This is a genomic window from Paenibacillus sanfengchensis (genome assembly GCF_036864765.1).
Classification (GTDB): Bacteria; Bacillota; Bacilli; order Paenibacillales; family Paenibacillaceae; genus Fontibacillus; species Fontibacillus sanfengchensis.
The window spans coordinates 24,484-47,588 of the sequence record NZ_JBAGJC010000002.1 but is presented as its reverse complement, the minus strand read 5'-3'; the positions used below and the strand labels follow the sequence as shown (position 1 = coordinate 47,588).

Here is a 23,105-nt window from a genome sequence, read left to right as displayed (position 1 = left end):
TTGGCTAGTGAGAATATCGTCATCAAAGGCGCGAGAGCGCACAATTTAAAAAATATCAATATCACCATCCCGCGCGACCGCTTCGTCGTTTTGACGGGATTGAGCGGTTCCGGCAAGTCGTCGCTGGCGTTTGACACGATTTACGCGGAGGGACAGCGCAGATACGTGGAGTCCCTTTCCGCTTACGCCCGGCAGTTTCTAGGTCAGATGGAGAAGCCGGATGTCGATTCCATCGAGGGCTTATCCCCGGCGATTTCGATCGACCAGAAGACGACGAGCCGCAACCCTCGGTCTACCGTCGGCACGGTCACCGAGATATACGACTATCTTCGCCTGCTATTTGCACGGGTAGGCCATCCGCATTGTCCCGAGCACGGGATCGAGATCACGTCCCAATCGGTGGAACAAATGGTGGACCGGATTATGCAGTATCCCGAGAAAACCCGGCTGCAAATTCTCGCGCCGGTCGTCTCCGGCAAGAAGGGCGAGCATAAGAGTCTGTTCAGCGAGATTGCCAAACAGGGATTTGTCCGCGTCCGGGTGGACGGGGAACAGCGCGACCTCTCGGAGAACATCGAGCTGGAGAAGAATAAGAAACACTCCATCGAAGTCATTGTGGACCGGATCGTCATAAAGGAAGATGTCCGCAGCCGGCTGGCCGATTCGATCGAAACGGCGCTGAAAATGTCCGGCGGACAGCTTCTGGTGGATATTATCGGACAGGAGGAACTGCGCTTCAGTTCCAACTATGCCTGCCCGATCTGCGGATTCAGCATGGAGGAACTGTCCCCGCGCATGTTCTCGTTCAACAGTCCCTTCGGGGCTTGTCCGGAATGCGACGGTCTCGGCGTCAAGATGATTATCGATCCCGAATTGCTCGTTCCCGACAAATCCAAGTCGATCGAAGAAGGCGCGTTTGAGGCGTGGGCCGGCAGCACATCGAACTATTATCCGCAATTTTTACGGTCGGTCTGCGAGCATTTCGACATTCCGCAGAATGTGCCTGTTTCCGAGCTCAGCAAGGAACAAATGGATAGGCTGCTGTACGGTACGGGGGACACCAAAGTCCGGTTCCGCTATCAGAACGATTTCGGCATGAGCAAGGATGCTTATGTGACTTTTGAAGGGATCGTGCACAACCTGGAGCGCCGCTACCGGGACACCGCCTCGGAAGGCATTCGCGAATTTATCGAGGAGTTCATGGGAACGAAGCCTTGCGGAACCTGTAAGGGGCACCGCCTGAAGAAAGAGATTCTCGCCGTTACGGTTAATGACCAGAATATGGCCCACGTTACCTCGCTGTCTATCGGCGAAGCCATGGAATTCTTTCAGGGGCTGCAGTTGAGCGAGAAGGAAAAAGCGATCGCCCACCTGATCCTCAAGGAAATCAACAGCCGATTGGGTTTCCTTGTCAATGTGGGTCTGGAATACCTGACGCTGAGCCGGGCGGCGGGCACGCTCTCCGGCGGAGAGGCGCAGCGGATCCGTTTGGCGACGCAGATCGGTTCCAGCCTGATGGGCGTCCTGTATATTTTGGACGAGCCCAGCATCGGGCTGCATCAGCGGGATAACGACCGTTTGATCTCCACGCTTGCGCATATGCGGGATTTGGGCAATACGCTGATCGTCGTCGAGCACGACGAAGATACGATGATGGCGGCGGACTATATTATCGACATCGGTCCCGGCGCGGGCAAGCATGGAGGTCAGGTTATCGCCCAGGGGACTCCGCAGGAAGTGATGGCCGATCCGAACTCCTTGACCGGACAGTATTTGAGCGGCAAGAAGTTCATTCAGGTTCCCGAGGAGCGCCGCAAACCGGACGGACGCTGGCTGGAAGTGAAGGGCGCGAAGGAGAACAACTTGAAGAACATCAATGTCAAATTCCCGATCGGCGTATTTACGGCGGTCACCGGGGTATCGGGATCCGGCAAATCTACGCTGGTGAATGAGATTTTGTACAAAACCTTGGCACGGGATCTGAACAAGGCCAGGGTTCGTCCGGGACAATACCGTGAAATCAAAGGCCTGGAGCATGTCGACAAGGTGATTGACATCGACCAGTCCCCAATCGGCCGTACACCTCGCTCCAATCCGGCGACATATACCGGCGTTTTCGATGATATCCGCGATCTGTACTCGCAGACGAATGAAGCGAAGGTTCGCGGATACAAGAAAGGGCGGTTCAGCTTCAACATCAAGGGTGGCCGCTGTGAAGCCTGCCGGGGCGACGGGATTATCAAGATCGAGATGCACTTCCTTCCCGATGTTTATGTGCCTTGCGAGGTATGCAAAGGCAAGCGGTACAACCGGGAGACGCTGGAGGTCAAGTACAAGAACAAGAGTATTGCCGATGTGCTGGATATGACGGTCGAGGATGCGACGAAATTTTTCGAGAACATTCCGAAGATCCACCGCAAGCTTCAAACGCTGCTGGATGTCGGCCTCGGATACGTTAACTTGGGGCAACCTGCCACGACCTTGTCCGGCGGTGAAGCGCAGCGCGTGAAGCTGGCCTCCGAACTGTACCGCCGGAGTACAGGCAAGACGATTTATATCTTGGACGAGCCGACCACCGGCCTCCATGTCGACGATATCGACCGCCTGCTTACGGTGCTGCACCGCTTGGTGGATTCCGGCGAAACGGTGCTGGTGATCGAGCACAACCTGGATGTCATCAAAACCGCCGATTACCTGATCGATCTCGGTCCGGAAGGCGGCAGCGGCGGCGGTACGATCGTCGCCACGGGAACGCCGGAGGACCTCGTCCAAGTCGAGCAATCCTATACCGGGCGTTATCTGGCTCCGATCCTGGAGCGCGACAGAAAACGTACGGAAGAAATCAAGGTCCACTCTTAAGCGGAGCGGAACCAAGCCTTGAATCGAAGTTGAATCGAACCGAGTAATTCGAATTTGAAGGACCGTTCCCAGGCAGGTTGAATGAACCTGATGGGGCGGTCTTATTTTTATCCGGGGAGTAAGGAGAATGTCGAAGAGGAGGTAACCCTGTTAGTCCACTTTTGGAAAGACATATTTAGATTTTGTCCTTGAGGAGAGTACATTATATTTGAACTGAAAACTGTTCATAATGGAAGAAATGAAAGGTCAATGAGATATCTGTACGCGGAATGAAGTAAATGTAGATTTTTTTTGTCATTTCTCTTGCATCCGCATTCATGAGAAGCTAACATATAAGAAGATGGAAATTTCGTGAACATTCTCAAGGAGGGCTAGCGTATGTTACTCGCTGCAGCGGGGGAAGTAACGACGACCTTTAACGGCTTTGATATTTTTATGATTCTGTTTACGATCGTGATTTTTATCGGGGTGGTTCGTTTGCTGAGAGAGCGCCCGAAGAAGAATTTGTTTGCGATCGGATTCGGCCTGCTCAGCTTGCTGATCTTTTTGGCATCCGACGCCATCATGATTAAATCCTGGTTTAGTTAATCGGTTAAGCAGACAAGCGGGGGACAAAGAAGGGAAGGCACTTTATTCCGGGGGCGGGATGGGGTGTCTTTTTATGTGCGGCTATGCGCGATTTGGGAAGGGGACCAACGCTTTCCGTTGCCAGGTGGCTAGAGAGTAGGGCCGATGTCTGTTAAAATGGTTTAGTTATGGCGTTTATCATCTCAGGTTGCAGCATGCACCTGAAATTATCAATATAGATGAAGATGATCCGGCGGCTGACCGGGTTCTCTGTCATCCGGGAGGAAATCATGAGCCAGAAGGCATTGACTAGACAAGATGTGGAGCTGCTCGCTCCGGCGGGGGATTGGGACTGCATGCGGGCGGCGGTGGCGAACGGGGCGGACGCGGTATTTTTCGGCGTAGAGAAGTTTAATGCCCGGGCGCGCGCCAATAATTTTCGAATGGACGAGCTGCCTGAAATTATGGCTTTTTTGCATAGCTATGGGGTTAAAGGATTTTTGACGTTCAATATTCTCGTGTTTGAAAATGAACTGGCCGATGCGCAGGACTTGATCGAGCGCTGCATTGAAGCCGGCGTCGACGCGGTAATCGTACAAGATCTCGGCCTGGTGAAACTGATCCGGGAACTGTCGCCGGACTTTCCGATTCACGGATCGACGCAAATGACGATTACGTCGCCCGAAGCGGTGGAGTTTACGAAGCCTTGGAACATGGAACGAGTGGTGCTCGGACGGGAAAACAACTTGAAACAGATCCAAAAGATCGGGGAGCAGGCGAAGCTTCCGATGGAAGTGTTTGTGCACGGTGCTCTGTGCGTCTCCTATTCGGGCCAGTGCCTGACCTCGGAAATGTGGGGCGGCCGTTCGGCCAATCGCGGCGAGTGCGCGCAGGCCTGCCGATTGCCTTATGATCTGATCGTGGACGGAGAGCCGAAGCCGATGGGGGATATCGCCTATCTGCTGTCGCCCAAGGATTTGGCGGCCATCGATATCATGCCGGAGCTGATCGAAGCCGGCGTCACCTCGTTTAAGATTGAAGGGCGCTTGAAGAGCCCGGAATATGTGGCCAATGTGGTGAGCAAGTACCGGAAGGCGATTGACCGATATTTTGACGGGGACAATACCCGTCCCTCTAAAGAGGAAGTTCGCGAACTTCAACAAAGCTTTTCGCGCGGCTTTACGCATGGCTTCCTGGAAGGAACGAACAACAAGAAGCTGGTGGAAGGCACGTTTCCGAAAAGCCGCGGCGTTTATCTCGGCCGGGTGGAGCAGGTGCTTCGCGACGGGGTCGTCTGCAAGCTCGAAGCGCCGCTGAAGCGCGGCGACGGCATCGTGTTCGACGCGGGCGATCCGACGAAGAAGGAAGAAGGCGGCCGCGTCTATGATTTGCGGCGCAAGGGTGTGAAGCTGGAAGGCGAAGCCGGCGAATCGTGGATCGTCGACATCGTCCCCGGACGCAACGACGTGGATTTGCGCCGGGTGCATGTGGGCGACCGGATCTGGAAGACGAGTGATCCGGCGATGGACAAGCGGCTGCGCCAGACATTCGAGACCGACAAGCCGTACCGGGTGTTCCCGGTACATGTGCGGGCGGTCGGCCGCGCCGGCGAGCCGCTGACGACCTTCTGGACCGATGTCCAGAAGGGCACGACCGTGCGCGTCGACTCGGAGCTCACGCTCGAGGTCGCGCAAAAACGGCCGATGGACGCCGCGCTGCTAGAAGAGCAGTTCGGGCGTCTCGGCGGCACGGTGTTCCAGCTCGAGCGGCTGGACACGTCGCTGGAAGGCGACGTGATCCTGCCTATGCGAGAGCTGAACGGGGTGCGCCGGCGCGCGGTGGAACTGCTCGCCGGCGCGCGGCCGAAGCCGCCCGTGTACACGCGGGCTGCGGCTCCGGCGGCCACCCCGGCGAAGCAGGGCGGCGCGCCCGTGGCGCGCGGTGGGGCACAGCTCACCGCGCTGTGCCGCAGCCTCCCGCAAGTGGAGGCTGCGCTGGAGGCGGGCGTCGGCATGATCTACGCCGACTTCGAGTTTATCAAGCAGTTCCCGGCAGCGGTGGAGGCCGTTCGGGCCGCCGGCAAGCAGATCGCGCTGGCGACGCCGCGCATTCATATGCCGGGCGAGAACGGCTACCACAACAACATTCTGCGCCTCCAGCCGGACGCGGTGCTGGTGCGCAATACCGGCGCGCTGTATTTTTACTTGCGCCACCGGATGGAAAACCCGTCCGCCTCGCATCCGCGGCTGATCGGCGATTTTTCGCTGAACATCGCCAACCACAAGACGGTGGAACTGTTCCTCGAGGCGGGCTGCGACCTCGTCACGCCGTCCTACGATCTGAACGTCCAGCAGATGGTCGATCTGCTGCGGCGCAGCCGGACGGCCCAAATGGAAATCGTCATCCATCAGCATCTGCCGATGTTCCATACCGAACACTGTGTGTACTGTACCTTCCTGAGCGAAGGCACCGACTACACCAACTGCGGCCGCCCGTGCGAAGAGCACCGCGCCTCGCTGCAGGACCGGATCGGTATGAGCCATCCGGTGCGGGTCGACGAGGGCTGCCGCAACACGGTCTACAATGCGATTGAACAATCCGGGGCGGAATACCTGAGTCATTTCTTGGAGCTCGGGGTACCGAACTATCGGGTGGAATTCCTGGAGGAAACACCGGAGCAGGTTCACCAGGTGATTGACCTGTACAACCGTGCGCTGCGCGGAGAAATCAGCGGCACCCAGGTTTGGAAAACACTGAAAGCCACCAACCAGCTCGGCGTAACCCGGGGACAGTTGGTGAAGTAAACAAAAATCGGTTTGGATGGCCCTCCGGCGCATTTGCCTGCGTGCTCGGAGGGCATCTTTTTGCTTTAGTACACCTTATTAACGGGAAATCCTCCCGCTAATCTATTGCACCAAATTAACGGGAAGAATTCCCACTAGTTAAAGAGCAGTTCACTACGAGAGGACAGCTGTATTCGGTAGGCAAACAAAGCCGTGAAGCCGCATCACTACAGTTTTTTTTGCTTGTGACGAGGTTGTGAAAACTCAAAAAAAATGGCCGATAAACGAGATTTATCAGCACGCAAAAAATCGGTGATGTGGTATAATGAAAGCGTAACCAAAATAATGAAGGTTCAATCGAAATTCATTTATTTTCAGGAGGGTGAAAGTGATGTTTGAAGGATTCCTCGAAATGCAGTCGGTGGTTACCAAGGTTCATAATCGGCTGGAAATCGGCGGTGACCAAGAGTACCGGAAGATCGAGTACGGCACCGAACGCCATCTTCATACACCGGACCCGGACGCCTGGAAACGGTACGAAGAAACCCCGCAGTCGCTCGCATCGCGCTTTAAATTCTGGATGCATTGATCGTGGATGAATTGAAGGCTTCTCGAGGCATGCTTGCCTGGGAGGCCTTTCTTGTTGATTATCAGTCTTAGATATCCTTTGCTCTAACAAGTCAGGAGATACTTTGTCATACTGCATATCTGCCTGTCTTTTTTTTAGTTCGATTATGTTATAATGGCACCATCTTACGTATTTGGAAAGGAAGACTGACCTTCATGAAAATTCGCAAAGCGATCATCCCCGCGGCTGGACTGGGAACCCGCTTCCTGCCCGCGACCAAAGCGATGCCGAAGGAAATGCTGCCGATCGTGGATAAGCCGACGATTCAGTATATCGTGGAGGAAGCCGTAGCTTCGGGAATTGAGGATATTATCATCGTCACCGGGAAAGGCAAGCGGGCGATTGAGGATCATTTCGACAATTCGTTTGAACTCGAGCAAAACCTGTCCGAAAAGGGCAAATGGGACCTGCTGAATGAGGTTCGCAAGTCTTCGGAGATGGCCGATATTCATTATATCCGTCAGAAGGAGCCGAGGGGTCTGGGCCATGCAATATGGTGCGCCCGCAAGTTTATCGGCAATGAACCGTTTGCGGTGCTGCTCGGCGATGATATTGTGGAATCGAGAGTGCCTTGCTTGAAGCAGATGATCGATGTTTACAATTTTCAAAAAGCCTCGGTCGTGGGTGTTCAACCGGTACCTTGGGAGGAAGTGTCCAGATACGGGATTGTTGACGGAACGGAGATCGGGGATCGCGTTTATCAGGCGAAACAGTTGGTGGAGAAACCGCCGGCCGACCAAGCTCCGTCCAATTTGGCCATTATGGGAAGATACATTTTAACTCCGACGATTTTTGACATTCTGGAAGGACAGGATGAGGGGGTAGGCGGGGAAATTCAACTAACCGACGCGATTTCACGCCTGAAGGAGACCGAGCGCATTGTTGCCTATCACTTCGATGGAGTGCGTCATGACGTTGGGGAGAAGCTCGGATTTATCAAGACGACGATTCATTACGCACTGCAAAATCAAGAACTGCGGGAAGATTTGCTGGCTTACATGGCGGATCTGCTGACAGATAAAAAAATCGGCCTCTCTTAACGGAGAAGCCGATTTTTTCTTTTAAAAATTCAACATTACCAAGTTGTCGATCGTTTCTTTTTCGCTCGGATCAAGTTGGATGAGCTGATCGTAAAGTGCTTGATCGTTGCCGCCGGATTTCTGCAGCGCGGCCAAATACCAGCTGGCGATTTCCTTGTTCGTCGAATCGTTCAGATCAGGACCGAGTCCCTGCTTCAAGATGGCTGCGGCCTCGGCCGGTTGATTCATCATATACTGCATTTTCCCGGCATTGAGGGCCATGGTCGGTGTCACTGCGAACGCACCGCCCTGCATTTGCCCCTTTGGAAGGGTCTTCAAATGCTCTACGCCGTCCACGACGTGTTGATAAGCCGCCAGACCGCTTCTGAAGTATTTGTCCTTTTGGTCCGCCGCCGCTTTGCCCAAGGCCTGGTGCCCGAGCTCAAAGGATTGCGCAATCAGCTTTTCGTACCAATCCTGGTCATATACATAACGGTGAGCGTTGTCCTTCAATACTTCATAGGCCTTATCATATTCCCCTTTTGACTCATAGAGGGTGATCAACTGGTTATACATGCTCTTGTTGAAAGAGTCCTTTTTCAAAGCGTCTGTCAACAGCTTGAGATCTTGTTCATAGAAAGCCTCGTCTTTGGTTTGTTCATAGCCGGCACGCAGGACAACGTTGTAATTGAGCACCGCGTCCGGTTGGTCAGCGCGTTTCTTCAGAGCCTCTACGAATGGAGCTTGAATGGCCTGGAAGTCGGAGCTGGTTCTGATTAAAGTGATACCTTTCTCGGCAGCGCCGCTAGCCTGGATGTAAATGGCAGAGACAAAAATCAGAATCAGCGAGCCGACCACCATCACGGCACTATAGAGCGCGCGGATTCCCGAAGGTTTGATGGTCAACCGCTTGACCGGTTTACTGTCCATCGCCGCGGCCATACCGCCGAGGCCCAGAAAGACGAGCATGCTGATATAGATATAGCTCATATTAAAGTCCATTAAGCTGTGAATTAATAAGGAGAGAACGACAATAAAGTAAACGAAATAATCGTTTCGCTTCGTCTCGTCGGCACGTATATAACCTCGAATATACTTGTAGAAAATATAGGCGAGGAACGCGACCAGAACTATAAATCCGAGAATGCCGGTTTCCACGAGATACTGCATAATAAAGCTGTGCGCCTGCCGGCTGGAGTACGGGTTGTTTTGATATTTTTCGAAAATATTAGCCCATGCTCCGCCACCGGCTCCGACTACCGGATAATCTTTGATGACCTTCACAGCGTCTTTGTAAAACGTGAGACGTTCCAGCAAACTATGCTGCTGCATATTGATATTTTCGAGGCGCTGCCCAATATTCCCAGGCAGTACATTTTTAAGGTTTGTTCCGAGCAAAAGCACGGCTAGTACTACGACAGCCACCACGGAGATGAGCGGAAGCCAGAGACTCGCCAGTTTTTTTGCTGACCAGCGCTCTGTTACCTGCTCAAGCTTGGGAGCGACGAAGCGTTGGATAAGCCAGGCGATGACGGCCACCAAAGCCGAGACGACGAGGATATACCCCCAGCCCTTGGCAGGATCTCCGATCTGCCCGAGGTGGAACTGCTGCCCCAGGTCCGTGACCGGTTTGGCGATGGCAATCGTCGCAACACCGGCGATCAGACAGTACATGATCCACAAAATCTGCTTAGCCGGCTTCAGGAACAGCAGCAGGATAACGAAAACGACCGGCAGGAACACCAAACCGCCCCGCGATAGCGTCAGTAGGATCGAAAGCACGATCGGTACGAGCATAAAGGCGTGAATCGCCTGGCTGTACCATTTTTTCGAACGTGTAATCGCAAAAACCGCCACGAAGAAGAACGCCATCAAGAAGGCGGCATACGTATTCGGATACTGGAACACCGAGGCCAAACGAGGACCGTTGGAGTCCACCCAGACGGCTTGTTTATATTGGCCATTAATGACCCACTTCGTAAACCAGCCTACCATGGCCGATACGGTTCTCCCTTGGCCCAGCCAATTCAACAAGCCGAACATTACGATGAGGTAAGCCACTGTAACGATGGAAGTCTCTATTATAGAATTAGCCTGTCTATTTTGCAGTAGATAAAGACCAATAATGAAGACCATCGCATAAAGGCACTGAATCAGCACCATATTCATGGCAAAATAATGACTGGCCGCCGAGATCAGCGCCAGACAATAGGTGATCGGAATGAGCAGGACCCAAACCGCCAACCAATCCCGCTGCTCATTCAGTTTTATCTGCTTGAAGTAGGCTGCGACCCATGCCAGCATGAGCAAGCTTCCGATGAATACGGACCAAAACATCGGTTTTTCAAAGTTAAGCGCAAGTCCGTTGAAGACCCCGGCTTGGAACGGCGCCCAAACCAGAAATACAATCAGTCCAATCAACAACACCCACAACGCCGCAGGCAATTTTTCCCCATTTCTCGACGTCGCGGTTTTTTTCCCGTATACTGGATTCGACACGTTTTTTTCTCCTTTGCTAATAGATACGTTAGTATTTTAGCATAGGAAGTGGAATGGAGCTAGATTTCCACTCATAGGGGTTGCTTTTATCTTATTTCAGTTAGGGTGAGTTTTTTGAAGGGAATTATTTTGGCTGGTGGATCTGGTACGAGGTTATATCCTCTAACCAAAGCAGTATCTAAACAAATATTGCCGATTTATGATAAACCGATGATTTATTATCCACTCTCAGTGCTTATGTTAGCTGGTATTAGGGAAATTCTTATTATCTCAACTCCTCGTGACTTGCCTATATTTAAGGAGTTACTTGGTGATGGTAGTCAACTCGGCATGAGTTTTTCATATCAAGTTCAAAGTGAACCAAAAGGTTTAGCCGAGGCATTTATACTTGGTGAGGGATTTATCGGATCCCGAAATGTTTCTTTAGTGTTAGGAGATAACATTTTTTACGGTCAAAGGTTTAGTGAAATACTTAAAAAGGGCTCTTGTATCAAAAACGGTGCATTAATCTTCGGTTATTACGTAAAAAATCCTGTGGATTATGGTGTAGTTGAGTTTGATGAGCGAAATAATGTGATATCAATTGAAGAAAAACCCAAAAAGCCTAAATCTAATTACGCTATCCCAGGGCTTTATTTCTATGACAATAAGGTGGTGGAAATAGCGAAGTCTGTAACTCCGTCTCCAAGAGGTGAGCTCGAAATCACTTCTATAAATCAAGAGTATCTTAAAATGAATAACTTAAAAGTGGAACTTTTTGGTCGAGGTATGGCATGGCTTGATACCGGGACCCATCAGGGGCTACTGGAAGCAAGTAACTATGTTGAGGCAGTACAGAAAAGGCAGGGGTTATACATTGCTTGCATCGAGGAAATTGCTTACAGAATGGGATATATAACGTTAACAGAGTTGGAAAGATTGGCAGCCCCGTTGCTTAAAACCGATTACGGGGTTTATTTAACTGAAATTGTTAACGGTCAATTGTGAGTTGAAAATATTAAGAAATAATTGTGGGGTTGTTCGATGATTAATAAAGTATTTACTCTATATGGAAAATATGGTTTTTTGCTCTCTCAGTTAGTTGAACGGGATTTTAAAACAAAGTATCGAAGATCGGTTTTGGGTATTTTGTGGAGCCTGTTAAATCCATTGTTGATAATGGTTGTGCAATATATGGTTTTTTCTACTGTATTCCGATTCGATATACCCAACTATGCAGTTTATTTGTTGAGCGGGATTGTTATGTTTAACTATATGTCTGATGCAACAACACAATCGATGACCTGTATTATTCAGAATGCATCACTTATTAATAAGGTTTATATTCCCAAATATATCTACCCCTTTTCTCGTGTCGTTTCTTCTGGCGTTAATTTCTTGTTTTCTTTAGTAGCCCTTTATGTCGTAATTATAGCTAGCGGAATGACTATTACGTGGACTCACTTCGCGATCTTGTACGGAATTTTATGCCTATTCATATTTATTTGCGGAGTATCTTTTTTGCTTGCGTCAGTAATGGTGTTTTTCAGAGATACTCAGTTTTTATATAGTATTGTGCTAACGATTTGGACCTATTTAACACCAATATTTTATCCTGAAAGCATACTTCCATCTTCAATGACGACCGTGCTGAAATTAAATCCCATGTATCACTTTATAAGATTCATTAGATTTATAATTTTAGAAGGTGGTATACCGGTTGCGAAAGCATGGATAAATTGTGGGATTATTGCTGTATGCTCTTTGGTTATCGGAATAATAGTGTTTAAACGGACACAAAATAAATTTATTCTTAATTTGTGAGGAGATCAATTTGATTTCAGTAGATAATGTTTCCATGAAGTTCCGGATGGCAAATGATCGTATTATGAGTCTTAAAGAATATGTTATTAAAAAGGTATCGGGTAAAATTGAATACAAAGAATTCGTCGCATTAAACAACGTTTCGTTTTCTATTAAAAAAGGGGAAGTTGTAGGAATTATTGGCAATAATGGTGCAGGGAAAAGCACATTACTTAAAATTATTTCGGGAATATTGGCCCCTACTGAGGGAAACGTAAAAGTCATGGGTAACATTGCACCAATGTTAGAACTTGGGGCTGGATTTGATATTGATCTAACCGCTAAAGAGAATGTTTTTCTTAATGGAGCTGTACTCGGGTATTCAAAAAAATATTTAACAGAAAAATATAATGAGATAGTTGAATTTTCAGAATTGCATGAGTTTATGAATGTCCCTGTCCGTAATTTTTCTTCTGGTATGACGATGAGATTGGCATTTTCGATTGCAACACTCGTTGATCCAGATATTTTAATTGTAGATGAGATACTATCAGTCGGTGACGCTAGCTTTCAGAAGAAGAGCGCGCGGAGAATGCGCGAGTTAATGAGCGGAGGCACAACGGTTATAATGGTTTCTCATAGCATAGAACAAATAAGACAAATGTGCTCTCGAGTTATATGGCTTGACCATGGTGAGGTCAAAATGATTGGTAACGCCAATGAAGTTTGCAAAGCATATCAAAGCTATACAAGGGAACTTGTGGCTTCCCAATCAGGGGTTACAAGTGATTTTAATAATTACAAATCTAAACTATATTCACCAACGTGCATAACTAAAATCGACGAACGTTATTTTATTGTAGATTGCTGGCACCATCGTGTAATTCACAATGATAATTTATTAGATGAAATCGAGTATTGGGACACTCTACCTGTAGATTTAAATAATCCTCATTCCATTGCATCAGATGGTTCGGTGACTTTAATTGAAGATACTGGGAATGACGCGGTAAAAGTTTTAAAGATACTAGGATCCGGAGATGTTGTGGAAACACAGACAATTTCCGGGATTGGTCGACAACCTAATAAAATTGTTTATGACTGCAACACAAATCGATTTTATGGAATATCTGCGTCATCGCAGCAAATATTCGTATTAAGGAATGTTGATAATGTTGTTGAAGTTGAAAAAGTAGTTAAGCTGGATTTTCTGAAATCATCGTATGTTAGATCCATAAGCTTAATAGATGACAGTCTTTATATAGTTTCAGGACCTGGTAAGATAACTGTGGTCAACCATAAGGATTTATCATTTGATTTGGTTAATGAATACACCGTTCCTTTTGATTTTCAAGGAATGAACGAAATTATAAAAATGGGTTCATTTTTTTATATTAGTATTTACCAAAATGGTGCTGGCGATATTACGCCAGGATTAATCAGAGTCAAAGACCTACACAATATAGAAGAATCCTATGAGGATATTATGGGATTATTGGACGTAAGAGGAATACCTTATGGCTTGACTAGCCTAGATGATCGAATTTTTTTGACAGAAATTGACTCGTATTCAACAATTAAATCCTTTAGGGTAATAGAGGGTGAAATTACTGATATCCAGGTGCATTTTGATGTAGGCCGCCCTGATATGTATTCGTTAAATAGACGAGATCTTAAGTAAGGTTTTAAATTATGAGTTGGGGGGATTAAAATGGCAAAGTTAAATCTTGATTACTATATATCGAGTAATGACAACCTCTACTCTGATGGAGATATCGAACAAGAGCTATTTGAGATTTCTCAATCAATAAATGAATACGATTGGTTTCAGGATGGGAGATGGCCAGTGGTTTATCATTTTTCTCATCTCCGGCAAAATATATTAAACTGGTTTCCATTTAAGCAAAATTGCAGCATTCTAGAAATTGGAGCGGGCTGCGGGGCAATAACAGGGTTGTTTTGTGAAAAGGCAAAGAAAGTAGTTGCAGTTGAGTTAACAAAACGGCGAGCAGAGATAAATTATCAACGTCACAAACATTATGAAAATTTAGAAATTGTAGTGGGTGATATTCAAAGTATTCCTTCAGATTGGAAGTTTGATTACGTTATTGTGAATGGTGTATTGGAATATGCTGCTTATATGTTTGATAGTGCGAATCCATATAAAAAATTTTTGGAGATATCTAGTTCTCACTTGAATGAAAAGGGGAGAATACTGCTCTCTATTGAGAACAGAATAGGACTTAAATATTTTTCAGGTGCCAAGGAAGATCATACTGGTGAGTATTTTTCTGGAATTAACGGGTACATGTATGGCGAGAAGGTAAAGACTTTTTCTAAGGTAGAACTTGGTGAATTAGTTAAACAAACAAATCTTCATGTTTTGAAATACTATTACCCTTATCCTGATTACAAGTTCCCTGCAGAAATTTTTACAGATAAAACAGTGAATAAGATGGTACCTTCGGTTCCCAATTATCCTATGGATATGTCCAGAGTTACATTGTTTGAAGAACAAAAAGTCTATCAGTCCTTTATGAAGCAAAATATTGTTGATAATTTCGCCAATTCTTTTCTTGTTGAGATAGCTTTAACACCAAATGAAGAAGCAGCAAATATTTCTTATGCAAAATTAAGCGCGAATAGGAAAGAACAATTTCGCATTTGCACAATTTTTGATGATGCTATGAATTGTGTATATAAGAATGCTTTGAACTCTGAGGCATTAAAGCACTTGAGCAATATGGAACGGTACAGTGGGTTTGTATATTCCTATGATGAAACTATGAAGAATATTACTTGTAATAAAGAATCCATGGGCCTTTCATATCCCTTTCTTTCAGAGATAAGTTTAGAAGAATGTTTGATTGAATCTTATGGGGCTGATCGAGACCTTTTCTTTAAAGAAGTTTCTCGTTTTAGAGATATTTTGTTCGAAAATGTTCCTAAAGAACATCAACCACATTCTTCGGAATTTAAAGAGATTTTTGGAGAATTACGTTGTCAACAGGAACTTCATTGGGCTTCAAATCAAAACCTTGACATGATATCTGGCAATGTGTTTGTAGACGGAGATAGTTATAAGGTAATTGACTACGAGTGGCACATTGGCTGCAAATTACCGCTAGAGTTTATAATCTGGAGAATGCTTAGACAATTTATGACGGATCATTCTCTGGATTCGTCCCTGACACCATCTATAATAAATGACTTAATTCATATCAATAAGCAAACTGAGGAGTGTTTTATTAGCTGGGAAACTTATTTTGCAAGTCAGTATGTCGGAATAAAAGAGCTTTATAGACTTTCAAAGGATGTTATTCCGCTAAATATCGAGAGAGCTGTAACTCATTACTTGAAGGAAAGCAGATTGAAAACCACTTTGTTTTTTGACGTTGGTGAGGGTTATACCGATTCTAATATTGAAAGTAAATACGCAGTTCCTGTTTCTGGTTCTTTCAGAGTGTCTTTTCAAGAGGATGCATTACAGAAAGCAAAATTGTTAAGATGGGATCCTCTAGAAGGAAATGCTAGTTGGATAAAAATAAAAAGTATTGAGACAGATGGAATCGTCTCAGATATTAAGCCAATTAATGCTGAAGAGAACACAGAGGAAAAGGGGGCTAAGTTCTTTACCTTCGATCCACAGTTTGAAATTTTTGGAGATTTTACAAATGCAACGTTTTTAACGATTGATTTTTTCTGTAGTATTATCGACTGGACAGAGGGGTATCAAGAACGAGAAAAAGAAGTTTATCATTTTAGAGATCAATTAAATGAGCAATTTATGGTTAATCGTCAATTAACATTAGAAATGAGTCAATTAAGAGAACTTGTTACTGATTTACAAAGCAGGATTATTACAATTCAGCAGAACCATGAGGAAACGGAAAATCAATTAGCTTCAACAGCAAATGAACTTATATCAACTAAAGCTAATCTTGATGAGGCTATTTCTGCTCAAAAAAATGCTGAAATAGAACTAGGGGATACTAGAGCCACTTTAAATAGTACCCAAGATAAACTGGAATTTGTTGAACACACCCTAGAAAATACACAAAGACACCTTGGTCATTTAACTAATTTTGCGAGAGATCATAAGTTTAAAGCTGTTAAGAATATTCTGTTTCATGGTGAGATAACTAGGGGGACGCTTGATGAGTAAAGTAAGTATTATCATGCCTTGCTACAATGATGGTGCCTATATTGAAGAGGCCATTGCTTCTGTAAAAGCACAGACATATAAGGATATAGAATTAATTGTTGTTGACGACGGCTCTAATGATGATCACACTCTGAAGGTGTTAAATGACAAAGTAACTGATTCGGATATTAAACTTATACGTACCACTCGCCTTAGGCCGGCAGGGGCAAGAAATGCCGGAATTGCGGAAGCCACGGGAAAATACATATTACCCTTGGATTCAGATGATACTATTGAGCCGGATTATGTGGAGAAAGCGGTTAACATATTAAATACAAATAATCATGTTGGTGTAGTTTATTGTTACGCGGATTTATTCGGGGAAAGGAGTGGTAGATGGGACCTCCCGAATTATTCACTAGAAAAAATGCTTCTAGATAACATTGTTTTTGTTACCGCAATGTTCTATAAAGAAGACTGGGAGAAGGTTGGCGGATTCAATACTAATATGGAGCATGGAATGGAAGATTACGATTTCTGGCTATCTCTGTTAGAATTAGGCCGGGAAATATATCAAATTCCCGAAGTTTTATTTCATTACAGAATTAAAGCTAGTTCACGTACAACCGAATTCTTAACAAATATCAATGTTGTTAAAAAAACCTATAGTGATATTTTTTCTCAACATCCGGCCCTTTATGAAAAATATAAACATTTATATCCACTAATCATAAGAGATGCTCTAATAGAACAGATATTTTTGAACAGGGCGCTCCAAGATAGTATTACAATTTTAGAGAAGATCAAAAGAATTCCTTTACTAAAATCCATCATAAAAAAATATATTATTAAATAATAGAGGTATATTTATGATCATTTTTACATCTATTTGTGCAAATTATCTACACAAGGCTAGAACTCTTGCAAAATCGGTAAAAGATAATATTCCTGATGCTACTTTTATAATTTGTTTAACAGAAAAAGAATTATTGCCTCAGTATGAATCTCCTTATTTTGATCGAATTGTTTTATCCAAGGATGCTTGGGAGGGTAATTTTGATCGTTTTATCTTTAAACATACTATAGTCGAAGCCTCGACTGCTGTTAAAGGCCAATTTTTTCGATACTTATATACGGAATATCCAAACGAAAATAAAATTATTTATCTGGATCCAGATGTGTATGTTTACTCAGATTTTACAGAATTACGCTCTATTTTAGATACACGTCCGATCATATTATGTCCTCACCTACTTGATCCTGGGAATATTGATATGGAGCTCTCTAGTACAGCTCATGGCGTGTATAATCTTGGCTTTTTAGGAGTTAATCGTAGTGAGGAAGCCCGAAAATTTATTGATTGGTGGGCTGAAAGGCTCTACCTTTTTTGTTATGATGACATTGTTAATGGAATTTTTACTGATCAAAAGTGGATTGATTTGGCTCCTTGTTTCTTTGATGTTGAAATATTTAGGCATAGAGGCTATGATTTTGCTCCTTGGTCACTGCTGGACTGTGGAATGACAGAACAAAATAGGAACTACTTTGTTAAGGGAGATCCCTTGCGATTTATCCATTTTTCTGGTTATGGAGATTCCGCTGAAAAATGTATGAGAGATTGGCTGCCGGAGGGCTCACATCCTTTTCGAAATTTATACGCTGAATATTCAAAAATCCATGATAGTAACGACTCAGATAATATATCCAAAACTCCCTGGTCTTATGGCAGATATGATTCAAATGAAAAGATTGATGATTCGATTAGAATAGCATATCGAAAAGATTACGATGTTATGTTTAGTCTAGAGAATCCTTTTGAAATGAGTAATAAGTTTTTTTATAAAAAGTTAAAAAAATCCAAATTTCTTGGTGAATTAGGTAGTCTTTTTTTGAAAAGTAAAGAAGTTATCCGTACTTATGGATACAGAACTTTCTTTAGAAAGGCTATTAAGTATGTAAGGAGCAAATGATTTAAAGAAGGATAATAATTTTAAGGGGAAATCTCTTGATGTTTAAAGAAGCTTTTAGCCGGAATAAATATTATTGGATAGCAATCACATTAACTGTTTTGTTAGCATATGGTTTTACATTAACAAATTTCTCCATGGGCGTCGATGATGAGAGTTTTGAGAGATATTTTTTTGAAGGCATGCTTTTGGCTCAAGGAAGATGGGGCGCTCATATCACGAAATTTATATTCAATACTTATGAATTTTTACCTTTTTGGCGTGATTTTATAGGAGTTTTGCTTATTACTACAGGGGTAACTCTTTGGGGGTACATTATTCAAAAATTTTCAGGGAATTTTTTTAATAATGCATCTATAATAGTTTTCTCTTGCGTTGCGGTTAGTGCTCCTTATATAGCAGATATTTTTATTTTTATGACGACGACAGTAGAAACTGGGCTAGTGTTGTGTCTAGTTCCAATTTCACTTAATAGTTTTTATGAATATGCCTTTAATAAAAAATCACTTAAATATATTTTTATTTCGATAGTTTCGTTACTGTATGCACTCTCCTTTTCTGAACTTGCAGTGGTTTATTTTTTAATAGGAATTTTTATTTCTTGCTTTGTTACAGCACTGTATACAGAAAATAAAGATTTAAATAAATTTCAGGGTGTTTTCTTGGTGTTATTAAAAGCATTAGGCCTTATTGCTTTTGTTATATTTTTGAATAGTAATGTAGTATTGCTTTTACAACTGTTTTTTTCCGTTGAACCTTCAGGTTATACAGCCAACTATATTAAATATGATTTAAGTAGTTTTAAAAGTCTTTTGGGCTCTCTACTTGAGTTTATTTCGAATTTTGCTCATCCATCTTTTCTAATAAAAAAAATCGGCTCACTTATGGCTTTTAGTGCGAGTATATTTTTATTTATATATAGTGTAGGCGTTTCAATAAAATATAAACGATTCATGTATATGTTCTTAGGTTTGGGATGTATTTTGGCAGCATATTCTATGTATTTTTTAACTGGTAATGTTTACCTCGTAAATCGGATTTTCATAACAAATAGTGTATTTGTTGGATTTGTCGCTGCTTTACTGTACATGTTTTTTTATCATAAACATTATCTGAAAATTAAGTTTCGCGGCGCAACCATTTTGTTAATCATTTTTGTTATACTAATTCAGACGAAGTCAATGAACCAAGTTTTTTACACGGATTATTTACGGTATCAGATAGATATCGCTAAAATGAATTCAATTGTTACAGAGATCGATAAGTATCAGACAGATGATGGTGTTCGGAAAAAATTGGTGTTTATTGGTGCACCTCCAAGCTTCAATTTAAAACTTGGGGATACAGAAGGCTATTCTATGTTCCAATGGGATCGAACTTGGGGGCTTGAAAGTGAATTGAGAAATTCCAGTAGAATCTTTCGCTTTATGAATTTACATGGTTACGATGTCAAAGAATTTGAAAATTTTGATGATAAGGAGATTATTGCGAGAGCAGGGGCTATGAGTTATTACCCTAAAGAGGGATATGTAAAGGATTTTGGAGATTATTTGTTAGTTAAATTAGGACCAACTCCTTATGAGATAAGTGAACTTTCTCGCCAAGAATTTTATAAGAAATTCAATACTAGTGATTTCAACATAGAATATACAATAGATTGGTTTGCTTATCAAAATAATATTCTTAGTATAGGTGGATGGGGAAGTATAGATGGGGTTAGCCCAAAAGATACTATAATTAAAGTTGCTCTAGTAAGTGACAAACGGCAGTATTTATTAACAACAGATTCAAGAAAAGAGGACAATGATGAAGAAATTTTGAATTTAAAATCTGGTTACCGTGTTCTGTCTCTTCCTACGGGTACCCTTGAAAAGGGAAAGTATGATGTTGTTTTAATATTTGATACCCCCAATGGCAGAACATTAAAGAATATTAAGGATACAATTACAGTTGAATAATTATAAATAAAAATGGCTTGCTGAAAAATCAAAAGTCCAAAAGCAACAAGGGTTTAGATGAGTCACGTGCGGCCCCGATGGGAAGGACATACGTTTGCAGAGATCGGTGATATACTTGGCCGCTCCCGTTTGTGGCGGAATGGATTAAGCGAGAGATTGGCGTCACGATCAGTAAGTGCGGAATCAGTGCGATGCGGGGACGAATGAACTTTAGTTTAACCAAAGCAACTATACATTTGCCCAAGCCGATGAGAGGCCCAGGCATTTTTCCGTAAGCACATCTTTGTACAGTTGAAAAAGTAGGTGGAAACTGGAGAAAGATGAAACCGGACAGGTACATCATCGTGAAGAGGAAAAGGCTGATGTGGACGCCTTTATTCGCTTCCTCGAGGATCTTCTGACGGCGTATCCGAACGGAAAAATTCCCAAGATTTTAGATAACAGTCGGATTCATCAGACCACCGGGTTGCAGCCTTTTCTGAAGAAACATCTACGCCTTCACTTAGTCTTCCTGCCGACGTATAGTCTGAATTTTGGATAGTTATGTAATTCGACCAGTTTATGAAGCGAATCAATAAGCATCCGATGGAAACTATTGATCGCTTATTGATAGAATTTTATTCTTAATGCGTTCTCTATAGCTACCCCGATGAAAAGGATGGATCACATTCAGTAAGTGTCCAGCTAGACACTGCTAAATGGAATTACCTAACGGGGTACTTACGACCAGGGAAATGTACACTTATTTAAAAATGGAGTATTACAAGAGCAATTGAATAGCAGTTTATCATTATTGAAAATAGTGAGACGCCGCTATCGATTGGTAATTGGGCGAATCAAGATAGAGCATTTAGTGGTGGTGAGATCAGGGAGGCAGTGATAAGTAATGAAATTTTGTCGCAAGAAGCAATTGCGAATAGATGGAAGATTATAGGTGGGAAATGAACCAATCAATGAAGTTTATTATAGTTGGAGTGTTAAACACTATAGTAGGTTTTATAACCTATGCGGGATTTATTCAATTTGTAAACCGCAATTATTTTGTTGCGCTTGTTTTCTCCCATATTGTCGGAGTTGTCCATAGTTATCTTTGGAATAATAAATGGACTTTCAGTCAAAAAAAACATCAAGCTAAGAGTGCTGTGAAATTTGTGTTGGTTTATATATTTACGTTTTTGGTGAATTTGTTCCTATTATTCATATTAGTTGATACAATGGGTACAAATAAGTTGATTGCTCAAGGAATTGCCTTGGTTATCACAACTTTAATCAGTTTTTTTGCTCATAAGTATTGGAGTTTTCAAAATAAAGCAAGTTCAAGAGGGGTGCGGTAATGCTAAAGCAAGGAGATATTGTCTTTAATAAGGCTAGACAAAGTTATGCATTAATTAGCAACGGACAAGATCAAACGCAGGGATATGAGCTGAGCCAAAAGTTGCAGGAGAATTTTGTAGAAAAATATCATGTCGAGATAATTGATATTAACCTTAACACCCGCTTTTATCTTGATATTCGCATGAAGATAAACATAGATTTAAAAGAAGTAGAGACGGTATCAAAGTTACAGCACAAGAATCTAGAGAGAATTAAAAGACTCGAAATTCTGTCCCAAGTCGAAGAGTATTATGACTTATTCCATTCCGATCGTGGCAAAAATTTCGACTCTGAGAAATCCCCTGTCGTATACGGTGGACGTGTATACGACGAAAAAGAAATGAGAAGCTTGGTAGATTCGTCTTTAGATTTCTGGCTAACTGCCGGAAGATATAATAAACAATTTGAAAAGGAATTCGCCGAATATCTTGGTGTTAGATATGCTCTGCTGACGAACTCCGGATCATCTGCTAACTTGCTGGCTTTCTCCGCATTAACATCGCCGAAGTTGAAAGAAAAACGGATTTTCCCGGGGGATGAAGTAATCACGGTGGCTGCGGGTTTTCCGACAACGGTTGCACCCATTGTCCAAAATGGGGCAATTCCGGTATTTATCGATGTGGAATTGGGCACTTACAATATCCTGGCGGATCAGATCGAGAGTGCCATAACGCCCAAGACGAAAGCCATTATGGTTGCCCATACGATGGGGAACCCCTTTGAATTGGATAAGGTTATGGAAATCGCCGAAAAGTACGGTCTTTGGGTTGTTGAAGATAATTGCGATGCGCTAGGTTCTACTTTCAACGGGAAATTGACAGGGACGCATGGACACATTGGAACCTCCAGCTTTTATCCTCCTCACCATATGACCATGGGGGAAGGCGGCGCTGTCTATACCAATAATGCGCTTCTTAAGACGATTATTGAATCATTCCGGGATTGGGGCAGGGATTGCTGGTGTCCTTCCGGCTGCGATAACACTTGCAATAAACGTTTTGGCTGGGAATTGGGCTCTTTACCTTACGGATATGACCATAAATATACTTACTCGCATATCGGCTACAATCTTCGGGTTACCGATATGCAGGCGGCGGTTGGCGTGGAACAAATAAAAAAAGTTCCGGGTTTTGTGCAAGCCAGAAAATACAATTTCCAGCGACTTTATGAGGGGCTTAAAGACTTGGAACCATTTTTTGTTTTACCTAGAGCGACTAGAAATTCCGATCCAAGCTGGTTTGGTTTCATCTTAACGGTTAAAGATGGAGCACCTTTTACGAAAAATGAAATTGTCGGTTACCTGGAGTCTCAAAGAATTCAGACAAGAATGTTGTTTGCCGGTAACTTGACTCGTCAGCCAGCCTTTCAAGGCGTGAATTATCGGGTACATGGAGAGCTAACGAACACCGACAAAATTTTAAATGACACCTTCTTGGTAGGTGTTTATCCAGGACTAACCGATTCAATGATCGATTATGTAGTGGAGAAGATTAGAGGGTTTGTGCTAGGAAAATAGTCTACAGGA

The 23,105-nt window shown here is 43.8% G+C and carries 16 protein-coding genes; 15 read left to right on the top strand and 1 reads right to left on the bottom strand.

Annotated features, from left to right (window positions below):
* From uvrA to galU, 5 genes are all read left to right on the top strand, one after another.
* The gene (uvrA, locus tag V4U84_RS03695) at positions 1 to 2,859 is read left to right on the top strand and encodes an excinuclease ABC subunit UvrA (RefSeq protein ID WP_334076786.1); all 2,859 of its coding nucleotides are present in this window, start codon (positions 1 to 3) and stop codon (positions 2,857 to 2,859) included.
* 378 nt (positions 2,860 to 3,237) lie between these two features.
* Positions 3,238 to 3,447 carry a DUF2759 family protein gene (locus tag V4U84_RS03690; RefSeq protein ID WP_334072110.1) on the top strand — a complete coding sequence of 70 codons (210 nt, stop codon included), beginning with the start codon at positions 3,238 to 3,240 and terminating at the stop codon, positions 3,445 to 3,447.
* 269 nt (positions 3,448 to 3,716) lie between these two features.
* Positions 3,717 to 6,230, top strand: a complete 2,514-nt coding sequence (locus tag V4U84_RS03685; protein ID WP_334076785.1) for a U32 family peptidase — start codon at positions 3,717 to 3,719, stop codon at positions 6,228 to 6,230.
* A gap of 370 nt (positions 6,231 to 6,600) precedes the next feature.
* Entirely contained in the window at positions 6,601 to 6,798 is a 198-nt protein-coding gene (locus V4U84_RS03680; protein ID WP_334072108.1) for a hypothetical protein, read from the top strand.
* 194 nt (positions 6,799 to 6,992) lie between these two features.
* Positions 6,993 to 7,877: a UTP--glucose-1-phosphate uridylyltransferase GalU gene (galU, locus tag V4U84_RS03675; protein WP_334072107.1), complete on the top strand. Its 885-nt coding sequence runs from the start codon at positions 6,993 to 6,995 to the stop codon at positions 7,875 to 7,877.
* A gap of 21 nt (positions 7,878 to 7,898) precedes the next feature.
* On the opposite strand, the gene V4U84_RS03670 is transcribed toward galU, so the two are convergent.
* Entirely contained in the window at positions 7,899 to 10,355 is a 2,457-nt protein-coding gene (locus V4U84_RS03670) for an O-antigen ligase family protein (protein ID WP_334076784.1), read from the bottom strand.
* A 114-nt stretch (positions 10,356 to 10,469) separates the two neighbouring features.
* Here V4U84_RS03670 and rfbA point away from each other — a divergent pair, with 114 nt between their 5' ends.
* The 10 genes from rfbA to rfbH all read left to right on the top strand — a co-directional run bounded on the left by rfbA (position 10,470) and on the right by rfbH (position 23,096).
* Positions 10,470 to 11,342 carry a glucose-1-phosphate thymidylyltransferase RfbA gene (gene rfbA, locus V4U84_RS03665; RefSeq protein ID WP_334072105.1) on the top strand — a complete coding sequence of 291 codons (873 nt, stop codon included), beginning with the start codon at positions 10,470 to 10,472 and terminating at the stop codon, positions 11,340 to 11,342.
* 36 nt (positions 11,343 to 11,378) lie between these two features.
* Entirely contained in the window at positions 11,379 to 12,158 is a 780-nt protein-coding gene (locus V4U84_RS03660; RefSeq protein WP_334072104.1) for an ABC transporter permease, read from the top strand.
* A gap of 10 nt (positions 12,159 to 12,168) precedes the next feature.
* The gene (locus tag V4U84_RS03655; RefSeq protein ID WP_334076783.1) at positions 12,169 to 13,818 is read left to right on the top strand and encodes an ABC transporter ATP-binding protein; all 1,650 of its coding nucleotides are present in this window, start codon (positions 12,169 to 12,171) and stop codon (positions 13,816 to 13,818) included.
* Positions 13,819 to 13,848: 30 nt separating this feature from the next.
* Complete coding sequence (locus V4U84_RS03650) at positions 13,849 to 16,302, top strand: methyltransferase domain-containing protein (RefSeq protein ID WP_334072102.1); 2,454 nt, start codon at positions 13,849 to 13,851, stop codon at positions 16,300 to 16,302.
* Positions 16,295 to 17,137 carry a glycosyltransferase gene (locus V4U84_RS03645; protein WP_334072101.1) on the top strand — a complete coding sequence of 281 codons (843 nt, stop codon included), beginning with the start codon at positions 16,295 to 16,297 and terminating at the stop codon, positions 17,135 to 17,137. The genes V4U84_RS03650 and V4U84_RS03645 overlap by 8 nt, the downstream gene beginning before the upstream one ends.
* 13 nt (positions 17,138 to 17,150) lie before the next feature.
* On the top strand, positions 17,151 to 18,251 hold the full coding sequence (locus V4U84_RS03640; protein ID WP_334072100.1) for a glycosyltransferase: 1,101 nt from the start codon (positions 17,151 to 17,153) through the stop codon (positions 18,249 to 18,251).
* A gap of 38 nt (positions 18,252 to 18,289) precedes the next feature.
* Positions 18,290 to 20,206, top strand: a complete 1,917-nt coding sequence (locus V4U84_RS03635) for a glucosyltransferase domain-containing protein (RefSeq protein WP_334072099.1) — start codon at positions 18,290 to 18,292, stop codon at positions 20,204 to 20,206.
* Positions 20,207 to 20,516: 310 nt separating this feature from the next.
* Positions 20,517 to 20,747: a transposase gene (locus tag V4U84_RS26895; protein WP_416367209.1), complete on the top strand. Its 231-nt coding sequence runs from the start codon at positions 20,517 to 20,519 to the stop codon at positions 20,745 to 20,747.
* Between the two features lie 412 nt (positions 20,748 to 21,159).
* Positions 21,160 to 21,540 carry a GtrA family protein gene (locus V4U84_RS03630; RefSeq protein ID WP_334076782.1) on the top strand — a complete coding sequence of 127 codons (381 nt, stop codon included), beginning with the start codon at positions 21,160 to 21,162 and terminating at the stop codon, positions 21,538 to 21,540.
* The gene (gene rfbH / locus V4U84_RS03625; protein ID WP_334072097.1) at positions 21,540 to 23,096 is read left to right on the top strand and encodes a lipopolysaccharide biosynthesis protein RfbH; all 1,557 of its coding nucleotides are present in this window, start codon (positions 21,540 to 21,542) and stop codon (positions 23,094 to 23,096) included. The genes V4U84_RS03630 and rfbH overlap by 1 nt, the downstream gene beginning before the upstream one ends.
* Positions 23,097 to 23,105: the final 9 nt, after the last annotated feature.

Excerpts from the sequence above, each read along its gene's own strand:
- V4U84_RS03660 (WP_334072104.1), top strand. The coding sequence starts at position 11,379 with ATGATTAATAAAGTATTTACTCTATATGGAAAATATGGTTTTTTGCTC.
- V4U84_RS03635 (WP_334072099.1), top strand. The coding sequence starts at position 18,290 with ATGTTTAAAGAAGCTTTTAGCCGGAATAAATATTATTGGATAGCAATC.
- V4U84_RS03690 (WP_334072110.1), top strand. The coding sequence starts at position 3,238 with ATGTTACTCGCTGCAGCGGGGGAAGTAACGACGACCTTTAACGGCTTT.
- galU (WP_334072107.1), top strand. The coding sequence starts at position 6,993 with ATGAAAATTCGCAAAGCGATCATCCCCGCGGCTGGACTGGGAACCCGC.
- V4U84_RS03685 (WP_334076785.1), top strand. The coding sequence starts at position 3,717 with ATGAGCCAGAAGGCATTGACTAGACAAGATGTGGAGCTGCTCGCTCCG.
- V4U84_RS03650 (WP_334072102.1), top strand. The coding sequence starts at position 13,849 with ATGGCAAAGTTAAATCTTGATTACTATATATCGAGTAATGACAACCTC.
- V4U84_RS03640 (WP_334072100.1), top strand. The coding sequence starts at position 17,151 with ATGATCATTTTTACATCTATTTGTGCAAATTATCTACACAAGGCTAGA.
- V4U84_RS03645 (WP_334072101.1), top strand. The coding sequence starts at position 16,295 with ATGAGTAAAGTAAGTATTATCATGCCTTGCTACAATGATGGTGCCTAT.
- V4U84_RS03630 (WP_334076782.1), top strand. The coding sequence starts at position 21,160 with ATGAAGTTTATTATAGTTGGAGTGTTAAACACTATAGTAGGTTTTATA.
- rfbH (WP_334072097.1), top strand. The coding sequence starts at position 21,540 with ATGCTAAAGCAAGGAGATATTGTCTTTAATAAGGCTAGACAAAGTTAT.
- V4U84_RS03680 (WP_334072108.1), top strand. The coding sequence starts at position 6,601 with ATGTTTGAAGGATTCCTCGAAATGCAGTCGGTGGTTACCAAGGTTCAT.